This window comes from Paracoccus zhouxuedongae, assembly GCF_041927815.1.
Classification (GTDB): domain Bacteria; phylum Pseudomonadota; class Alphaproteobacteria; order Rhodobacterales; family Rhodobacteraceae; genus Paracoccus.
In genome coordinates, this window is the sequence record NZ_JBHFHM010000001.1 from 311,268 (window position 1) to 328,810 (window position 17,543).

Annotated in this window: 16 protein-coding genes; 8 read left to right on the forward strand and 8 right to left on the reverse strand. The window is 69.5% G+C overall.

Features of this window, described 5'->3' with window-relative positions; translation table 11 throughout:
* Positions 1–44: 44 nt before the first annotated feature.
* Entirely contained in the window at positions 45–317 is a 273-nt protein-coding gene (locus ACEYYA_RS01655) for a hypothetical protein (protein ID WP_374796904.1), read from the reverse strand.
* 75 nt (positions 318–392) lie between these two features.
* On the opposite strand from ACEYYA_RS01655, the gene ACEYYA_RS01660 reads away from it, so the two are divergent.
* The 7 genes from ACEYYA_RS01660 (at position 393) to ribD (ending at position 7,728) form a co-directional block, all read left to right on the forward strand.
* Positions 393–980, forward strand: coding sequence for a TetR/AcrR family transcriptional regulator (locus ACEYYA_RS01660; RefSeq protein ID WP_374796906.1), 588 nt, complete (start codon positions 393–395; stop codon positions 978–980).
* A 162-nt stretch (positions 981–1,142) separates the two neighbouring features.
* A complete protein-coding gene (dnaG, locus tag ACEYYA_RS01665) occupies positions 1,143–3,122 on the forward strand; it encodes a DNA primase (RefSeq protein WP_374796908.1) in 1,980 nt (659 codons plus the stop codon).
* Between the two features lie 105 nt (positions 3,123–3,227).
* Complete coding sequence (gene rpoD, locus ACEYYA_RS01670; RefSeq protein ID WP_374796910.1) at positions 3,228–5,204, forward strand: RNA polymerase sigma factor RpoD; 1,977 nt, start codon at positions 3,228–3,230, stop codon at positions 5,202–5,204.
* Positions 5,205–5,281: 77 nt separating this feature from the next.
* Positions 5,282–5,698, forward strand: a complete 417-nt coding sequence (locus ACEYYA_RS01675; RefSeq protein WP_374796912.1) for a BLUF domain-containing protein — start codon at positions 5,282–5,284, stop codon at positions 5,696–5,698.
* A 3-nt stretch (positions 5,699–5,701) separates the two neighbouring features.
* On the forward strand, positions 5,702–6,121 hold the full coding sequence (locus ACEYYA_RS01680; protein WP_374796914.1) for a secondary thiamine-phosphate synthase enzyme YjbQ: 420 nt from the start codon (positions 5,702–5,704) through the stop codon (positions 6,119–6,121).
* A gap of 153 nt (positions 6,122–6,274) precedes the next feature.
* Positions 6,275–6,733 carry a transcriptional regulator NrdR gene (gene nrdR, locus ACEYYA_RS01685; protein ID WP_374796916.1) on the forward strand — a complete coding sequence of 153 codons (459 nt, stop codon included), beginning with the start codon at positions 6,275–6,277 and terminating at the stop codon, positions 6,731–6,733.
* Positions 6,730–7,728, forward strand: a complete 999-nt coding sequence (gene ribD, locus ACEYYA_RS01690; protein ID WP_374796918.1) for a bifunctional diaminohydroxyphosphoribosylaminopyrimidine deaminase/5-amino-6-(5-phosphoribosylamino)uracil reductase RibD — start codon at positions 6,730–6,732, stop codon at positions 7,726–7,728. Before nrdR ends, ribD begins: the two co-directional genes overlap by 4 nt.
* Before the next feature lie 65 nt (positions 7,729–7,793).
* Here ribD and ACEYYA_RS01695 read toward each other — a convergent pair whose 3' ends face one another.
* From ACEYYA_RS01695 to ACEYYA_RS01705, 3 genes are all read right to left on the reverse strand, one after another.
* Complete coding sequence (locus ACEYYA_RS01695) at positions 7,794–9,827, reverse strand: capsular polysaccharide biosynthesis protein (RefSeq protein ID WP_374796920.1); 2,034 nt, start codon at positions 9,825–9,827, stop codon at positions 7,794–7,796.
* Positions 9,828–9,830: 3 nt separating this feature from the next.
* On the reverse strand, positions 9,831–10,928 hold the full coding sequence (locus ACEYYA_RS01700; RefSeq protein ID WP_374796922.1) for a polysaccharide biosynthesis/export family protein: 1,098 nt from the start codon (positions 10,926–10,928) through the stop codon (positions 9,831–9,833).
* A gap of 146 nt (positions 10,929–11,074) precedes the next feature.
* A complete protein-coding gene (locus ACEYYA_RS01705) occupies positions 11,075–12,400 on the reverse strand; it encodes a capsule biosynthesis protein (RefSeq protein ID WP_374796924.1) in 1,326 nt (441 codons plus the stop codon).
* A gap of 124 nt (positions 12,401–12,524) precedes the next feature.
* On the opposite strand from ACEYYA_RS01705, the gene ACEYYA_RS01710 reads away from it, so the two are divergent.
* Positions 12,525–13,136 (forward strand): riboflavin synthase, encoded by a 612-nt coding sequence (locus ACEYYA_RS01710; protein ID WP_374796926.1) that lies wholly within the window; start codon positions 12,525–12,527, stop codon positions 13,134–13,136.
* Here the strand turns inward: ACEYYA_RS01710 and ACEYYA_RS01715 are convergent, their stop codons facing one another.
* From ACEYYA_RS01715 to ACEYYA_RS01730, 4 genes are read right to left on the reverse strand one after another with little or no spacing between them, the layout of a single operon-like run.
* Positions 13,137–13,901, reverse strand: a complete 765-nt coding sequence (locus tag ACEYYA_RS01715; RefSeq protein ID WP_374796928.1) for an SDR family NAD(P)-dependent oxidoreductase — start codon at positions 13,899–13,901, stop codon at positions 13,137–13,139.
* Positions 13,898–15,052 carry a thiolase family protein gene (locus tag ACEYYA_RS01720; protein WP_374796930.1) on the reverse strand — a complete coding sequence of 385 codons (1,155 nt, stop codon included), beginning with the start codon at positions 15,050–15,052 and terminating at the stop codon, positions 13,898–13,900. The genes ACEYYA_RS01715 and ACEYYA_RS01720 overlap by 4 nt, the downstream gene beginning before the upstream one ends.
* Entirely contained in the window at positions 15,045–16,520 is a 1,476-nt protein-coding gene (locus tag ACEYYA_RS01725; protein WP_374796932.1) for a class I adenylate-forming enzyme family protein, read from the reverse strand. The genes ACEYYA_RS01720 and ACEYYA_RS01725 overlap by 8 nt, the downstream gene beginning before the upstream one ends.
* The gene (locus ACEYYA_RS01730; protein WP_374796934.1) at positions 16,511–17,536 is read right to left on the reverse strand and encodes a zinc-dependent alcohol dehydrogenase family protein; all 1,026 of its coding nucleotides are present in this window, start codon (positions 17,534–17,536) and stop codon (positions 16,511–16,513) included. Before ACEYYA_RS01730 ends, ACEYYA_RS01725 begins: the two co-directional genes overlap by 10 nt.
* Positions 17,537–17,543 lie beyond the last annotated feature (7 nt).

Here is a 17,543-nt window from a genome sequence, read left to right on the forward strand (position 1 = left end):
GTCGGTGTTAGCCAATTGTCACGCCCTGCGCAACGCGCGACGGCTTAGCGGTGGCGGCTGCGCATCGCCTGCATTCGGGCGCGGGTGGCGGTGTCGATCACCGGGCCACGCAGGGCACTGGCGCGGGCGCGCAGGCCGGACGCCCCGGCACCCAGTTCCGCCTGCACCGCAACCGGATCGACGGCAGCCGCCGGATCGGCCAGCAGGGCGTCCATCGGCACCAGGCGCGGATAATCGGCATCGGTCCCGCCACAGGCGGCCAGGGCAAGGGCCAGGATCATCACGGGGGCGGGGCGCGGCATCATGGCGGGCAGCATAGCGCGGGCCGTCCGAAGGGCAAGCGCCCGGATCGCGGGCTTTCCGCGCCGCCCCCCGCCTGCTAAAGCCGTCACATGGCACGGAAAACCGGATCGCATTCCGACATCACCGGCCCGCGCGTGCGCCAGGCCGCGCGGCGGCTGTTCGCGCGCCATGGCTTTGCCGCCGTGTCGATGCGCCAGATCGCGCGCGAGGTCGGCGTTCAGGCCGGGGCGCTGTATCTTTACACCCCCGACAAGGAAGCTCTGCTGTTCGACCTTCTGCGCGACCATATGGAGGAGCTGCTGGCCGGTTGGTCGGCCTTACCCGTCGCCGCCAACCCCTTGCGCAGACTGGAAGATTTCGTCCGCTTCCACATCCGCTTCAACATCGACCGGCCCGAGGCGGTGTTCCTGTCCTATATGGAATTGCGCAACCTTTCCCCCGACAATTTCGCCGCGATCGAGGGCCTGCGCCGCCGCTATGAAGGCGAGTTGGCGCAGATCCTGCAAGACGGCGCGACCAGCGGCGACTTTGCGGTCACGGAACCCAAACTGTCGGCCTTTGCGCTGATCGCCATGCTGACCGGCGTCAACACCTGGTTCCGCGAGGGCGGGCGGCTGGATCGCGCCGCGGTCGAGGAGGTCCACTGGGACATGGCCCGCCGCGCCGTTGGCGGCTGATGTCGCTGAATAATCCGCCGCACACCCGGTGCGCGGCGCGTCCCCCGCGCCTCAGCCTCTGGCGCGCCACAACGGGCTCCCTCTGTTCAGAAATACTCGCGCCGAAGGCTTCCCCCCGCCACCCCTTGCCGCGCCGGTCCGCTGCGCCGATAATCCCCGCCCATGTCGCTGCCCCCCGGTTTCCTTGACGAGCTTCGCAACCGCGTCCCGATCTCGAAGATCGTGGGGCGCAAGGTCGCGTGGGATCGGCGCAAGACCAATCCGGCCAAGGGCGACTGGTGGGCGCCGTGCCCGTTCCACCACGAAAAGACGGCCTCTTTCCATGTCGATGACCAGAAGGGGTTCTATTACTGCTTCGGTTGCCACGCCAAGGGCGATGCCATTGGATTCCTGAAGGAAACCGAAAACCTGTCCTTCATCGAGGCGGTGCAGGTTCTGGCCGATGAGGCCGGGATGCAGATGCCCGCGCCCGACCCGAAATCGCGCGAAAAGGCCGACCGCGCCAGCCAGTTGGCCGAGGTGATGGAGGCCGCGATCCGCCATTACCGGATGCAGTTGCAGACCGCCGCAGGGTCTGCGGCGCGCGACTATATCGCCAGCCGACAGCTTGCCCCCGAAACGGTCGAGCGATTCGAAATCGGCTTTGCCCCCGACAACCGCCACGCCCTGTTCCGCGCCCTGCGCGACCGCGGCATCGCCACCGACCTGATCGAGGCCGCGGGCCTTTGCGCCACGCCCGACGACGGGGGCGAGCCGTATGACCGCTTTCGTGGCCGCATCATGTTCCCGATCCGCGACGGTCGCGGCCGCGCCATCGCCTTTGGCGGGCGGGCGATGGACCCGAATGCGCGCGCGAAATACCTGAACAGCCCCGAAACCGAATTGTTCGACAAGGGCCGCAATCTTTACAACCTGCAATCGGCCCGCGCCGCCGTGGCCAAGGGCGCGCCCCTGATCGTGGCCGAAGGCTATATGGATGTGATCGCCCTTGTTCAGGCCGGGATCGAAGGCGCGGTGGCGCCGCTGGGCACGGCGGTGACCGAGGATCAGCTTCGCCTGATGTGGCGCACCGCGCCCGAGCCGGTGATCGCGCTGGACGGCGATGCGGCGGGGATGCGGGCCGCGACCCGGCTTGCCGATCTGGCCGCGCCGATGATCGAGGCGGGCCAGGCGTTGCGCTTTGCCACGCTGCCTGCCGGGCAAGACCCCGACGACCTGATCAAGGCCGGCGGTGCGGCGGCGATGCTGGCGGTGATTGACGCCGCTGTGCCGATGATCGACGTGCTGTGGCACGCCGCAACCGAAGGCCGACCCATCGACAGCCCCGAACGCCGCGCCGCGCTGGACAAGGATCTGCGCGCCCTCGTCGCGCGCTTCACCGATCCCGCGATCCGCGCCCATACCGAGGCTGCGATCCGCGACCGCCGCCGGACGCTGTTCGCCCCCGCCCGCAGCCCGCGCGGCGATGCGCAAAGTGCGGTGCGGCCTGCCTTTGGCGTCCCGCGCGGGCGGCTGGGCGGGCGCTTTGGTCCGGCGCTGCCGATCGCGCCCTCGGCCACGGCGCGGCATTCGGCCCTGGCCTCGGCCCCTGCGGGGGTGGAACAGCGGCTGCGCGAAAGCATCATCCTGGCCACGCTTGTCGTGCATCCCGCGCTGATCGACCGGTTCGAGGCCGAGCTTGAGGACATGCGCCCGCACGACCCCGATCTGGCCGCACTGGCCGATGCGCTGCTGTCGGCGGCCGCCGTGGATGCGGACGCGCGCCCCGGCCATCTGGCGGTGCGGCTGGTCGACCGCGCGGGTGCCGCCCTTGACAGCCTGATGGCCCAACCCCATGTCACCTGCGCCCCCACCGTGCAACGCCGCGAGGATGCCGATCTGGCTGCCCTGGTCCTGACACAAGAGTTCGCGCGCCTGTCCGCCGACCGCGCGATCCGCGCCGAGGTCGCCGAGGCCGCTGCCGATCTGGACGGTCTGCCGGATGAGGGGCTGACCTGGCGGCTGAAACAGGCCGCCGCCGCCCGCCACCGCGCCGAACGTCTGGCCGATCAGGACACCAGCGACATGGGCGAGGACCGCGAGGCGTTGCGGGCGCGGCTTCAGGCGCTGATCGACGATCAGGTCTGGCGGCGCGACCGCTAGGGGCGAATCACCGGCGAATCGGTCCCTCCGATTCGGATCTGTGATTCGGTTGGATGACGGGATAAACAGGGCAGACGATTCGCCGCCCGAACCGAAGGATGCACCATGGCCGCCAAGGATAGTGACGACGCCAAGCCGGAAGATCAGGACAGCGACCCCTCGCTGGACATGAGCCAGGCCGCCGTCAAACGCATGATCGCCGAGGCGCGCGAGCGCGGCTATCTGACCTATGACCAGTTGAATGCCGTGCTGCCGCCCGATCAGGTCAGTTCCGACCAGATCGAGGATGTCATGTCGATGCTGTCGGAAATGGGCATCCAGGTCGTCGAACATGACGAGGATGGTGAAGAACCCGAAGGCGGGGATGTCGTGCCGGTGTCCACCTCGCGCGAGATTGCGGTGGCGACGACGCAATCGGAAACGCTGGATCGCACCGACGATCCGGTGCGCATGTATCTGCGTGAAATGGGCAGTGTCGAACTGCTTTCGCGCGAAGGCGAGATTGCGATTGCCAAGCGTATCGAGGCCGGCCGCAACACGATGATCGCGGGCCTGTGCGAAAGCCCGCTGACCTTCAAGGCGATCACCCATTGGCGGCGCGAACTTCTGGACGAGGAGGTTCTGCTGCGCGACGTGATCGACCTGGAATCGACCTTCGGTTCCAGCCTGGATGGCGACGATGAGGACGTGGTGGGCGATCTGGTCACCACCAGCCCCACCACCGCGCGCCCCGGCGGCGAGGATGAGCTGGACGCCGACGGCAACCCGCTGCCGCGCGGCGAGGACGAGGACGAGGAAGACGACGGCAACAACATGTCGCTAGCCGCGATGGAGGCCGCGCTGAAGCCGAAGGTGCTGGAGACCTTGGCCCTGATCGCGCGCGACTATGAAACCCTGGCCGAAATGCAGGACCAGCGGATGTCGGCCACGCTGAACGAGGATGGCAGCTTCTCTGCCGCCGCCGAGGCCGCCTATCAGAAGCTGCGCGGCGAAATCGTGCTGCTGGTCAACGAGCTGCACCTGCACAACAACCGTATCGAGGCGCTGATCGACCAGATCTATGGCGTCAACAAACGGCTGATGTCGATTGACAGCGCCATGGTGCGGCTGGCCGACGGCGCCCGCATCAACCGCAAGGAGTTCATCGACGAATATCGCGGCACCGAACTGGACCCGATGTGGATCGACCGCATCACCGCCAAGCCCGGTCGCGGCTGGCAGGCGCTGATCGACCGGTCGCGCAGCCAGGTCGAGGAGCAGCGCCTGAAGCTGGCCGAGATTGGCCAATATGTCGGCGTCGACATCACCGAGTTCCGCCGCATCGTGAACCAGGTGCAAAAGGGCGAGAAAGAGGCCCGGCAGGCGAAGAAGGAGATGGTCGAGGCCAACCTGCGCCTGGTCATCTCGATCGCCAAGAAATACACCAACCGCGGCCTGCAATTCCTTGATCTTATTCAGGAAGGCAACATCGGCCTGATGAAGGCGGTGGACAAGTTCGAATACCGCCGCGGCTACAAGTTCAGCACCTATGCGACCTGGTGGATTCGCCAGGCGATCACGCGCTCGATCGCCGATCAGGCGCGCACGATCCGCATTCCGGTGCATATGATCGAGACGATCAACAAGCTGGTGCGCACCGGCCGCCAGATGCTGCATGAGATCGGCCGCGAACCGACGCCCGAAGAGCTGTCGGAAAAGCTGCAAATGCCGATCGACAAGGTTCGCAAGGTGATGAAGATCGCCAAGGAACCGATCAGCCTGGAAACCCCGATCGGCGACGAGGAAGACAGCCAGCTTGGCGACTTCATCGAAGACAAGAACGCCGTCCTGCCGCTGGATTCCGCCATTCAGGAGAACCTGAAGGAAACCACGACCCGCGTTCTGGCCAGCCTGACGCCGCGTGAGGAACGGGTGCTGCGGATGCGTTTCGGCATCGGCATGAACACCGATCACACGCTGGAGGAGGTCGGCCAGCAGTTCAGCGTCACCCGCGAACGCATCCGCCAGATCGAGGCCAAGGCGCTGCGCAAGCTGAAACATCCGTCGCGCTCGCGCAAGTTGCGCAGCTTCCTGGATCAGTGACCCTTCCCTGATCGAATAATCATGCTAGGGTCGGGCTGGCCTTTTGGCCAGCCGCACCCATGCAGGAGAAACCAGCCATGAGCGACGACCTGCATTTTTGCCTGTATCGCAGCGAATCCACCCGTCCCGACGCCTATCGTGTGATGGAGGAGGTGGCGCCCGTCGCCGACAAGTACAACCGCCAGTTCGGCTTGACCGGCGCGCTATATACGGAATCGGATTTCTTCTTTCAGTGGTTCGAGGGGCCGCAGGCCGCCTGTGACGGCTTGCTGGCGATTTTGTACGCCGATCCGCGCCACGGGTCGATCAAGGTTCTGGCCTCGGGGCGGCTGCGGCAGCGGATGTTCCCCGATTGGCGGATGCTGATGCTGCAACGGCGCGATGACAGCCTGTTCGACTATCTGGCCGAACATGGCCGCGCCGGGCGCGAGGGCGAGGTGATGGCGATCTGCGATTTCCTGCGTGATCTGGCCGTTGCGCGCCTTGCGGGCTAGGCCATGCAGCGGCGCTTTCATTGCGCCACCAACGGCCCCGGCTTCCATGAACTGACCGACCAGATCGCCGATTGGCTGCGCGGCGCGGGCGACGGACTGTTGGTGCTGATGGTGCGCCATACTTCTGCCAGCTTGCTGATCCAGGAGAATGCCGACCCCGATGTGCAGGCCGACCTTCTGTCCTGGCTCGATCGGATTGCGCCGCAGGCCGACCACCCGTCGATGGCCTGGCTGCGTCACCGCGCCGAGGGGCCGGACGACATGCCCGCCCATCTGAAGGCGGCGATCCTGCCCACCAGCCTGTCGATCCCGGTGGTGGCGGGGCGGATGGCGCTTGGCACCTGGCAGGGGATCTATCTGGTCGAACACCGCAGCACCCCCCACCGGCGCGAGGTCGCGGCGCTGTTTCAGCCCATGCCCTGAGCCGCGCCCTGGGGTGAGTCGCAAAGGCCACACATCTGTCGCGGGCGAATCATCGCCGGATCAGGTGCTATGAAAGCGCATCGCCCCTGCATATAGTGGCAGCCGCAGCCCCTGCGTGGCTGTCGCCCCCTGCCCACCAGATAAGGGATCATCATGCGCTGTCCGTTTTGCGGAAATGTCGATACCCAGGTCAAGGATTCCCGCCCGGCCGAAGATAATGTCGCCATCCGCCGACGCCGCTTTTGCGCCGCCTGCGGGGGCCGCTTCACCACCTATGAACGTGTGCAGTTACGCGATCTGGTGGTCATCAAATCCTCGGGCCGGCGTGAGGATTTCGACCGCAGCAAGCTGGAACGGTCGATCCGTATCGCCATGCAAAAGCGCCCGATCCAGCCCGACCGTATCGACCAGATGATCTCGGGCATCGTGCGGCGGCTGGAATCCCTGGGCGATACCGACATTTCCAGCAAGATCATCGGTGAGATCGTGATGGAGACGCTGGCCCGCATCGACACCGTGGCCTATGTCCGTTTTGCCAGCGTTTACAAGAACTTCCAGACAGCCGACGATTTCGACGGCTTCGTGTCGGAATTGCGCCCGGCCGAGGAATGACCGACGCGGCCCAGATGGGCCATGCGCTGCGGCTGGCGGCGCGGGGGCTGGGGCAGGTCTGGCCCAATCCGGCTGTTGGCTGCGTGATCGTTTTGCCTGATGGTCGCGTTGTCGGGCGCGGCTGGACGCAGCCGGGCGGGCGACCGCATGCCGAACGGGTCGCGCTGGATCAGGCCGGTGCGGCGGCGCGCGGGGCGACCGCCTTTGTCACGCTGGAACCCTGCGCCCATACCGGCCAGACACCGCCCTGCGCGGCGGGGCTTATCGCGGCGGGCGTCGTGCGGGTGGTCAGCGCCACCACCGACCCTGACCCGCGTGTGGCGGGGCGTGGCCATGCCATGCTGCGCGCCGCCGGCATCGCCGTGACCGAGGGCTGCCGTGAAGCCGAAGCGCGCCATCTGAACCGCGGCTTTTTCCTGCGCGTGACCCAAGGGCGGCCGCTGGTCACGCTGAAATTGGCGCTGACACTGGATGGCCGCATCGCCACCGCGCAAGGCGAAAGCCAGTGGATCACCGGGCCCGCCGCCCGCCACCACGCCCATGGCCTGCGCCGCATCCATGACGCGGTGATGGTGGGCGGCGGCACCGCCCGCGCCGACCGCCCCGCGCTGAACGTGCGCGGCTTTGGCCCCGTTCGCCAGCCGCACCGCATCATTGTCACCCGCCAGCCGCTGCCCGATCTGCCGCCGGAAGGCCCCGACCACGGTCCGCTCCACCGCGTCTGGGGACCACTCGACGGTATCCTCAGCGACCTTGCGACCCATGGCCTGACCCGCATCTTTTGCGAAGGCGGCGGCGATCTGGCCGCGCAGTTGCTGGCCGCCGATCTGGTCGACGATCTGGTCATCTATCACGCCGGGCTGACCTTCGGCGCGACCGGGCGCCCGGGCATCGGTGCGCTGCCTGACCTGCCGCTGGCCGATCACCGGCGCTTCATCCTGCGCGCGCTTCACCAACTCGGCCCGGACAGCGTGCAAATCTGGTCGCGCGACTAGGCTTTCTTCTTGGCCGACATATCCCGGGCTGAATGGCGGCCCTGGCCGCCAGAGGGGCAGCGCCCCTAGCGCCCTCGCCATAGCCAGCTTGCCCCCGACAGCGCGCCCTGCGCCTTGGCCAGCAGCCGTAACCCCGGCCCGCCGCGCGGCACCTGACCGCTGGCCAGCCGCGCCACGATCACCTCGGGCGGGCAGGGCAGGCCGGTCACCGGATCACGGTATCGCGGCGCGGCGATCAGGCAGGCGTGGATCAGCGCCGCCAGATCGGCGGGCTGGCGGCGGGCGGGCGCCGGGCCGAGATCATCGGTCAGGCCGTAGCCCGCATAGAACGGCGCGCCCAGACAGGTCACGGGGCAACCGCGCAGCAGCGCCTCGAACCCCAGGGTCGAGGTCATCGTCCAGACCCGGTCCACCGCGCCGATCAGTGCCAGCGGGTCGGCATCGTTGACCACCAGATCGGCCAGCCCCGCTGCCTGCGTGTCATCCACCGCGCCGGGGCGCAGCCCAGCCTGCACATCGGGATGCGGCTTGAAGATGATGAACGCGCCGGGGTGCACTGCCCGCGCCGCCCGTAGCAGGTCCAGATTGCGCCGCACCACCCCCCCGCCCAGCCGGATCGAGGCGTCATCCTCGACCTGGCCCGGCACGAGGATCCGCAGCCGTGACCCATTGCGCGGCGGCAGGTCGGGCAGCGCGCCGGGGGTCAGGTTATACTTGCTGATCCCCGCATCGCGGATCGCCTGCGCCAACCGCCTGGCGCGTGCCGCCCCGCCGGGCGGTAGCGGCTCGGCCATGGCCGCCTCGATGCCCGATGGCGCGGCGGGGTCGTAATAGACCCCGCCGGTGCGATCCGCGATCAGCGACACCGGCGGCACCAGCTCTGCCCCCAACCCGCGCGAGCGCAGAAAGCCGTCCTCAACCCGGATCGCGCCATCGGGTGCCGGGGCGCTGCCCCAGACCAGAACGGGCCGCCCGCTGCGCAGCGCCTGGTGCGCGTCGCGGGCAAACCGCAGGGGGCGCTCTTGGCCGAAGAACCCGTTCAGGAACCGCCGCTTCCACAGCCGCATGTTCAGCGCGACATAGCCCGCGCGGTCCTCGCGCCAAGCGCGGGCCTCGGCCTCAAGCTGATCCACGGCCTCCTCGAATGTCAGGCAGCGATCCAGACAGGGCGAGACCCAGATCGGCGCGGTCAGATGGGTGACGGCAAACAGGCTGGCCGCGTCATGGGTGATACCGCGCCGGGGCAGGGGCGCGGCGCGATCCTCGGTCAGGCCCCAACCGGCGTAAAAGGGCTGGCCGAAGATCACCGGCCGATGGCCCGCCAGCACCGCCTCATACCCCAGTTGCGAGGTGACGGCATAGACCGCCGCCGCCCCCGCCAGCAGCTTCCAGGGCGAGACGGGGCCATCCAGCCAGACCTCACCCGGTTGCAGGTCGGCGGGGGTGAAATGGCCGGGGCGCAGGCCGCGCGCGACCTCGGGGTGGGATTTCACCACGATGGTCCGGTCGGGGTGGTCGGCCCGCGCCTGCGCCAGCATCATCGCAAAGCGCGCCGCATCCGCGCCACCGAACCGGATCGAGGCATCGCCGCGCGTCTGGTCGATGACCAGCACATAGCCCGGTTCGGGCAGCGCCGCATCGGGATCATGGCTGTTGTATTTCGACAGGTCAGCGGCGCGCAGTCGGGCGATGCCATCGACGGCGCGCGCCCGCAGGGTGGTGTCCGTCGTGGGACCGGCAGCCAGCATCACCTCGATCCGCGAGGGGCGACTGGCGTCGTAATGCACCCCCACTGGATCCAGGAGCAACCCCAAGGCAGCCCGCCTGCGCGCCCGCCCCGGGTGGACCGAGCGCAGAAACGCATCCTCGGCCCGGATCAGCGGCACCCCTGCCCGCGCCGCCGCCCATTCGCCGCGATGCGCATAGGGGCCGCGCCCCCACACGATCACGCCTTCACCCGCGCGCGGCAGGCCCGGCGCCAGATCATGCCCGGCCAGCCGCAGCACCCGCCGCAGCCCGGCATCCAGAAAGCCGCCGGTCAGGAAACGCAGACGCCGGGGAAGATCCCCGGCGTCGGCCTGTGGCGCATCCTGCCGCATCGGCTATTGGGACAGGTTGCGCAGGGTATTGGCCGTGCCAAGCGAGCCGGTCAGCGCGCCGATGGTCTTTTGCCATTGGGTATAGGGCGCCTCGGTCACATACAGCGTGTCGCCGTCGCGGATGATGAAATCGCGCGCCACGAACAGCCCGTCGGGCTTGGTCAGATCCAGGATATAGGCCATGCGCTGCGCGCCCGAGACCGGTTGGCCCAGCACTTGACTGGCGACATTCGGGCCTTCCTCGCGCAGCACAAACACGCCGGTCGGGTCGGCCGAGGCACTGGACAGGCCCCCCACCATCGACACCGCATCCAGAGCCGACAGATCCTTGGTGTCGAACTTCATCCGTTGCTGGCCGCCAAGCGCGCCAAGCGCCTGGAAGGTGCGCTTGTCTTCCTCGACAAGGATCACGTCGCCGGGGCGCAGCGCGATGTCATTGGCGGGGTTGGAATACAGTTCCGACAGCCAGACCCGCCCCGAGGTGCCGCCGCGCTTGACGGTGATCTGCGCGACGTCGGGTTCGATGGTGACGCCGCCCGCCTTAGACAGCATCGCCGACAGGGTGCGGGTCGGCCGTTCGATCGGATAGACGCCCTGACCGCCGATCTTGCCCATCACCGAGACGGTCGCCCCGTCGCCCGCCACGCGGGTCACGGTGACCTGCGGGTCGGGGGTCTGGCTGGACAGGCGGTTGGTGATCAACTGGCGCAGCGCCTCGGGCGAATTGCCGGCGGCACGGATCCGTCCGGCATAGGGCACGAAGATGTAACCCTGGCTGTCCACCTGAATCTCGCGCAGTTCGGTGGAACTGGTGCCCATGCTGGACAGCAGGCCGTCATCGACGTTTTCCCAGACCCCCAGGCCCAGCACATCGCCGGGGCGGATCTCGTCGGCGCCCACGGCGCCCGCGCCGCGGAAGGACGACCCGAAGCCAAGCGCCGCCGATGTGGCGGTGATGCGCGCGACCTGATGGGTGACGTCGACGACATGGGTGGTGCCGCCTTGCCCCGCCGTGACCGAGCTTTTGATCAGTTGCGCCCGTGTCGGGCCGGATCGCGGCAGACCGCAGGCGGCAAGCGCCGTGACAAGAACCCCAAGCATCGCCAGGCGAAGGCCTGTTTTCGCGGATATCATCACGATCTCAACTCCTTCATCGGCGGTTCGCCGGTCGCCTGTCGCGCCCTTGGGGCGTCATCTCGCGGGACGTTAGACAATTTTCAAGGGGCTTTCCAGCAAAACGAACAGCCCTAGCCATCATGCATCTGCGCGCGTGATCCGCCGCGCGCACCGGCCAGGATCGGGTCATAGGGGTCATGCGCGGCCAGCATCAGATCGGTGACCTGGCGCAACAGATACTGCCGCCCATGCGCCGAATAGAACCCCCCCGGCACTTGCGAACTGTCCAGCAGAAATTCGCGGTAGGTGGTATAGGCGCGCCGGTCGGGGGGCTGGGGCGCGGCGAAGAAATCGGCTAGCGGCTGATCCGAGACGATGCCCGGCTTGGCATAGACCGCGCGGCCCATGGCGCGCACCGGGATGCCGCGCAACAGCGCCTGTTGGGCGGCGGTCGAATTGACGGTGACGGCGGATCGCGCCTGCGCCAGAAGCCGCGCCAGCTTGCCGCCGGGGATCACGTCAACCCGATCCGCCAGCCCCAATGCGGCGGCCTGTTCGCGGATGCGGGTGATGATGCGGCCGCGGTCATCCTCAAGCGGGTGGGCCTTGAACACCAGCCGGTGATGACGCGGCGCGCCTTGGGCAAAGGCGGCCAGCACCTCGGCGGTGAAATCGGCCATGCAGTCATAGCCCGAATGCGCGACAAAGCTGGCGTCATGTTCCAGTTGCAGCAGCACCAGGTGATAGGGGCTGCCGGTGGACAGCAAGGCCCGCGTCAGCCAGCCGCGCTGCACGATCCGCCCTGGCGTCGTCAGCATCTTGCGCAGATGCAGGCGGAACTCGGCCGCGACGCTGATCTTGCGATGCGGGCGAAAGCCGGGATAGGTGCGGTTGGCCAGCAGCACCAACAGGTGATAGACAAAGCCATAGGTCACATGTTCGCGCATGTCGCCCCAGGTGGCGGGCGGTTTGCGGCCATCGGGCTGGCTGGTGGCCAGGCCGCGCGCCATGGCGTCGATGTCGATCTGCATCAGTCGCGAATGGCCGTTCGACCCGCCGCGTTCATAGGTCGCCCAATAGGGGCGCAGATAGCCTTCCTCGAACACATGCACGATCAGGCCGCGTTCGCGCGCGATGGCGATGGCCTGGGCGTGGATGGCGCGCACATCGCCGTAAAGCACCAGGCCGGTGATGCCCAGATCGTCGATCAGCCGGGTCAGCGTGGCGGGCCAATCCTCGGGCGTGCCGCGATAGGGGATATAGCCGGGCGCGCTGCCCCAGAACACCTGATCGCCGCGGTTGAAGCCGACCCGGCTGACCCGCAGCCCGGCCCGGCGCAACTGATCGGCCAGGCGGCGGAAGAACGGGCCGTGCGGGCCTTGCAGGAACAGCAGGTGCTGATCGGCAGGGGCGGGGCGGGGCGGGGCGGCGGAAACGGGGGTCGGCAACTGGGTCATGGTCCCGTCTTAGGCCGCAAGCCGCCGCCGCGTAAGGGGGATTTGCGCGCGCCGCGACACCCGGCCTTGCTTGATCGCGCCCGCCCGCCGGGCTAGGCAGGGGCAATCCAGCAAGGGGGCGCGCATGTTCACCGGCATCATCAGCGACATTGGCGAGGTTCTGGCCGCCGAGCAGCGGGGCGATCTGCACGCCCGCATCGCCACCGCCTATGACCCGGCGGGGATCGAGATCGGCGCCTCGATCGCCTGCGACGGGGTGTGCCTGACGGTCGTGGCCACCGGCACCGGCGCACGCAACTGGTTCGACGTGGTGATTTCCGCGGAAACCCTGTCGAAAACCACCATCGGCGCGGGCTGGCCGGTCGGGCGCAAGGTCAATCTGGAACGCGCCGTCCGCGTGGGGGATGAACTGGGCGGCCATATCGTGCTGGGCCATGTCGACGGCCTGGCTCGCATCGTCGAGATCCACGACCAGGGCGAATCGACGCGCATCACCTTTCAGGCGCCCGACGATCTCGCGGGGTTCATCGCGCCCAAAGGCTCGGTCGCGCTGAACGGCACCAGCCTGACCGTGAACGAGGTCGCGGGCGCGCGCTTCGGCGTCAACCTGATCCCGCATACCAAGGCCGTGACGACCTGGGGCGGGGTCGCGGTGGGCGATGCGGTGAACCTGGAAATCGACCCGCTGGCCCGCTATGTCGCGCGGCTGCGCGAATGGGGCGGGGCGCAGGGCTGATCAGCGGCGGGCCTTTCGCAGGCGGGCGCGCAGATGGCGGTCGGTCCAGATGACGGGCGCCGCCGCCAGCCACCAGACGCGCAGCGCCATGCCGGTCGGAAAGCTGATGCGCGCCGCATTCGCCGCCAGCCCGCGTGCGATGATGCGCGCCGCGCGGGGGGCGGGGACCAGTCCGCCGACCCGTGCCCGAGTCGCCGCATCGACCATCGGCGTGTCGACAAAGCCGGGGCAGATCACGCTGACGCCGATGCCGTGGCGGGCAAGCTGGCCGCGCAATGCCTCGGCATAAAGCCGCGCCCAGGCCTTTGAGGCGGCATAGGCCGGCGGCCCGCCAAGCGCGCGGAACCCGGCGAGCGAACTGACAACCCCGATCTGCCCGCGCCCGCGTGCCCGCATCAGCGCGATGACCGGATCGACCGTGTTCAGCAGGCCATCGACATTGGTGCGGGTGATCGCGCGCGCGTCATCCGCCGTCTCGCGGCCCGGCGCGGCGATGCCCGCCCCGGCGATCAGCAGGTCGATGGGGTGGCGCGCGTCCAGTTCGGCCAAGGCCTGCGCCATGGCCGGCGCGCAGGTGACATCGACGGGATGCAGGCTGGCGGTCGCGCCCTGCGCGCGGGCAAGGTCAGCAGTGGCCGCCAGCCGGTCGGGATCGCGCCCGAACAGCGCCAGATGCCGCCCCGGTCCGGCCAGTTCGCGCGCCAATGCCGCGCCGATCCCGCCGCTGGCGCCGGTGATGACGATGCAGGACCAGGTGCCGATCATGGCGCGATTACCCGGAAGGCGGCGGCCAGACCGATGCCGCCCGCGATCCCCATCATCGCCAGCCCCAGATCGCCGGGCCGCCCATCGGCCCGCGCCTGCGCCATCAGCCGCACCACCAGCACCGCGCCGGAGGTCCCGAACGGATGGCCAAGCGCAATCGCCCCGCCGTCGCGGTTCACCCGGTCGGCCTCAACCCCGATCTGGTCCAGCGAGGCCAGAACCTGCGCGGCGAAAGCCTCGTTGAACTCGATGAAGCGGGCCGCGTCCGGGGTCAGATCGGGGCGTCGGGCGCGCAGCGCGGCCATGGCGGCGACCGGACTGATGCCCAGGATATTCGGATCGACCCCGGCGGCGGCGGCATCGACAAAGGCAAGCGCGCGGGTGTGACCAAGCGCCCGCGCCCGCGCCCGGCTGGTGATCGCCAGCACAGCCGCGCCATCGTTCAAGGGGCAGGCATTGCCCGCCGTCACCGTGCCGCCGGGCCTGCGGGCGGGCAGCGCCGCCAGGGCCTGAAGGCTGGTCGTGGGGCGCGGGCCGTCATCGACCTGGACCCCGGCCATGGGCACGATCTCGGCGGCAAAGCGACCGGCCTTGGCGGCGGCGAGGGCGCGGCGGTGGCTGCTTAGCGCAAAGGCGTCCTGACGCGCGCGACTGATGCCAAAGCGGGCGGCCACGGTGTCGGCGGCCTCGATCATGTCGGGATCGCCGATGGCATCGGGCGCAAAGCGGGCGCGCGCATAGGGTTCGGGCGGCGGGCCGGGGCGGGCGCGGATCGGCGCCTGGCTGGTGCTTTCCACCCCGCCCGCCAGATAGGCATCGCCCGCCCCCGCCGCGATCAGGCGGCAGGCCAGCACCACGGCCTCAAGCCCCGATCCGCATTGCCGGTCGACGGTCACGCCCGGCACCGCCAGCGGTAGCCCCGCCTGCAAGGCAGCCAGCCGCGCGATATTGCCGCCGCCACCGACCGCATTGCCCAGGATCACATCGCTGATTGCATCGCCCGGCAGACCGGCATCGGACAGGGCCGCGCGGATCACCGGGGCGGCCAGTTCCTCAAGCGGCAGCGCCGACAGCGCGCCGCCCCGGCGCGTTATCGGGCTGCGGCGGGCGGCGATGATGACGGGTTGGCACTCGGCGGGAAGGTCACGCATCGGCGTCGGGCCAGATCTGGGTCAGATGGGAATCGGCGCGGTCCAGCCATTCGGCAAGCGTCGCCCGCGCGGTCTTGCCGCTGCTGGTGCGGGGCAGCGCCTGCGCCCACCAGATCGCGCGCGGCAGGGCGTGGCGCGGCAGGTGACGGGCGGCGGCGGCCAGCAGCAGGGCGGGGTCGGGCGGCGTGTCGGCCAGGATCACCGCCACCAGCACCTGCCCCAGATAGGCATCGGGGCGGGGTAGAACCTCGACCTCGGCCAGCGTGGGGTCGGCGGCGCGCAGCCCGGCGGCGACCGCATCGGGGTGGATGTTGCGCCCGCCGGTCACCACCATGCCATCGGCGCGCCCCAGCAGGTGCAGTCGCCCCGCCGCGTCCAGCCGCCCCAGATCGCCAACGCTACGCCAATCGCCGTCGCAGCGCAGACCGGTCGCGTCACCGCCCCACAGATAGCCGTCCAGCACCAGCGGGCTGCGCACCCAGACAAGGCCGTCACGGATCGCCAGATCGACCCCCGGAAAGGCGCGCCCGCAGCCAAGCGCCGGATCGGCCCGGCCAAGGGGATGCGTGGCGGTGGTGACAAAGCCCAGTTCGGATGCGCCGTAATAATCGGTGACACGGGCCTGGGGCGCCGGACCGGCAAGCGCGGCGATCAGCGCGCCGTCCAGCCGGGCGCCCGCGCAGGTGATGGCGGTCAGCGCCGGGAAAGTTGCGCCTGTCGCACGATGCGCAGCGATCAGTGCCGCCATCATCGTCGGCACCCCGACCAGCCGCCGCTGGCCGGTCAGCGCGCGCGCCATCGCCTTGGGGCTGAACCGCGTCAGCCCGGTGAAGGCGGCCCCGGCGTGCAGCGTCTCGGCCAAGGCATACAGCGTCAGCCCATGCGCCAGCGGGCCGGGGGCTAGCGTGGCGGTGGCGGGCGTCAGGCCGAAATGATCATGACCGGCGCGCAGGCTGGCCCGCCACTGGCCGCGCTGACGCAGAAATGCCTTGGGCAGCCCGGTCGAGCCAGAGGTGAAGCCGATGAAGAACGGGCTGTCATCAGGCGCGAGCGGGCTGGTGATCGGCGCGGGTGTGGGCAGAGGGTCGCGCAGGTCGCGGGTCGGGTGGCCCGTGGCGGCGTCGCGCGCGCGCTCATCCGCGACCAGCACCAGATCGGGCCTTAGCCGCGCCAGCACGGCGGCGATCTGCGCCGAGGGCCAGGCCGGGTCTAGCAGCGCGATGCAGAAAGGGTGGGCAAGGGCCGCCGTGATCCAGACCGCCGCCTGCGGATGATTGCCCGCGATCAGCGCGACCAGCGGCCAGCCGGGTGTGGCCCCGCCGCGCGGAGGCAGCCCGGCCACCAGCCCCGCCACACCGCCCGCCGCCGCGTGCAAGCCCGCCCGATCCAGCGCCAGATCGCCCAGGCGCAGGGCAGGGGCGTCGCCTTGGGTCGCGGCATGGTCAGGCAGGGCGCGGCTTAGCGGCATGGCGCATCCGGTATCAGCAGCCACTTGCCGTCACGACCGGGTTCGGCCAGCCGCGCCAGGGCATCGCCAAACTGGCCAAGCGGCATGCGGCCCGCGACCTTTGTCGCCAATGTGCCGTCGAGGATCAGCGGAACAAGGTCCGCCATCGCTGCGGCCAGCTCTGCGCGCGGTCGGGCGTGAACCCAGTTGCGCAGCACGAAAAGCTGGAATGTGACATCGCGGCGCAGCGGCTGGCTGGTGCCGATCGGCTGGCCCGACAGCAGACCGTAATGCACCAGCCGCCCACCGGGCCGCAGCGCCGCCATCAGCGCATGGCCGGTCGCGCCGCCGACGCAATCCAGCGCCAGATCCGCCCCCGCGCCGCCCCAGACCCGTGATAGCGCCGGGCCGGGGTCGGGGTCGGTGATGATGCCCGCAAGATCCAGCCCCGCCAGCCGACCCACGCTGGCCGGGCTGCGCAGCACCGCAACCGGCCGCAGCCCGCGCCGGGTCGCCAGCCGCAGGATCATCCGCCCGATGACCGAACCCGCGGCGCTGACCACCAGCCGGGTCTGGGGGGTGATCTGGGCGTCATCCAGCATCAGCCAGGCGGTCAGCGGGTTTACATAGGCGGTCGCGGCCTGATCGTCACCCAGCCGCGGGTCGACCCGGATACACCAGTCGGCATCGGCCAGCCGGGCGCTTGCCCAGGCGCCCGGCCCGCCCAGCGGCCAGACCCGATCCCCCGGCGCAAGCCCGGTCACGCCCGGCCCGCAGGCGATCACCCGCGCCACGCTTTCATAGCCGCCGACCATCGGCAGGCTCAGCCGCGCGGCATAGGCGCCCGACAGGCTGATCAGATCCGAGGGGTTGATCGAGGCCGCGATCAGCGACAGCGCGACCTGACCCGGAGCGGGTGCAGGCAGCGGCGCGGTGACGGCGCGGATCACCTGATCGGCGGGGCCGAAGCGGTCGGCGGTCAGCGCGGTGGCAAGGGTGGGGTGGTCGGGCAAGGCGCGGCTCTGGTCAGGGGGCATCGGCTTG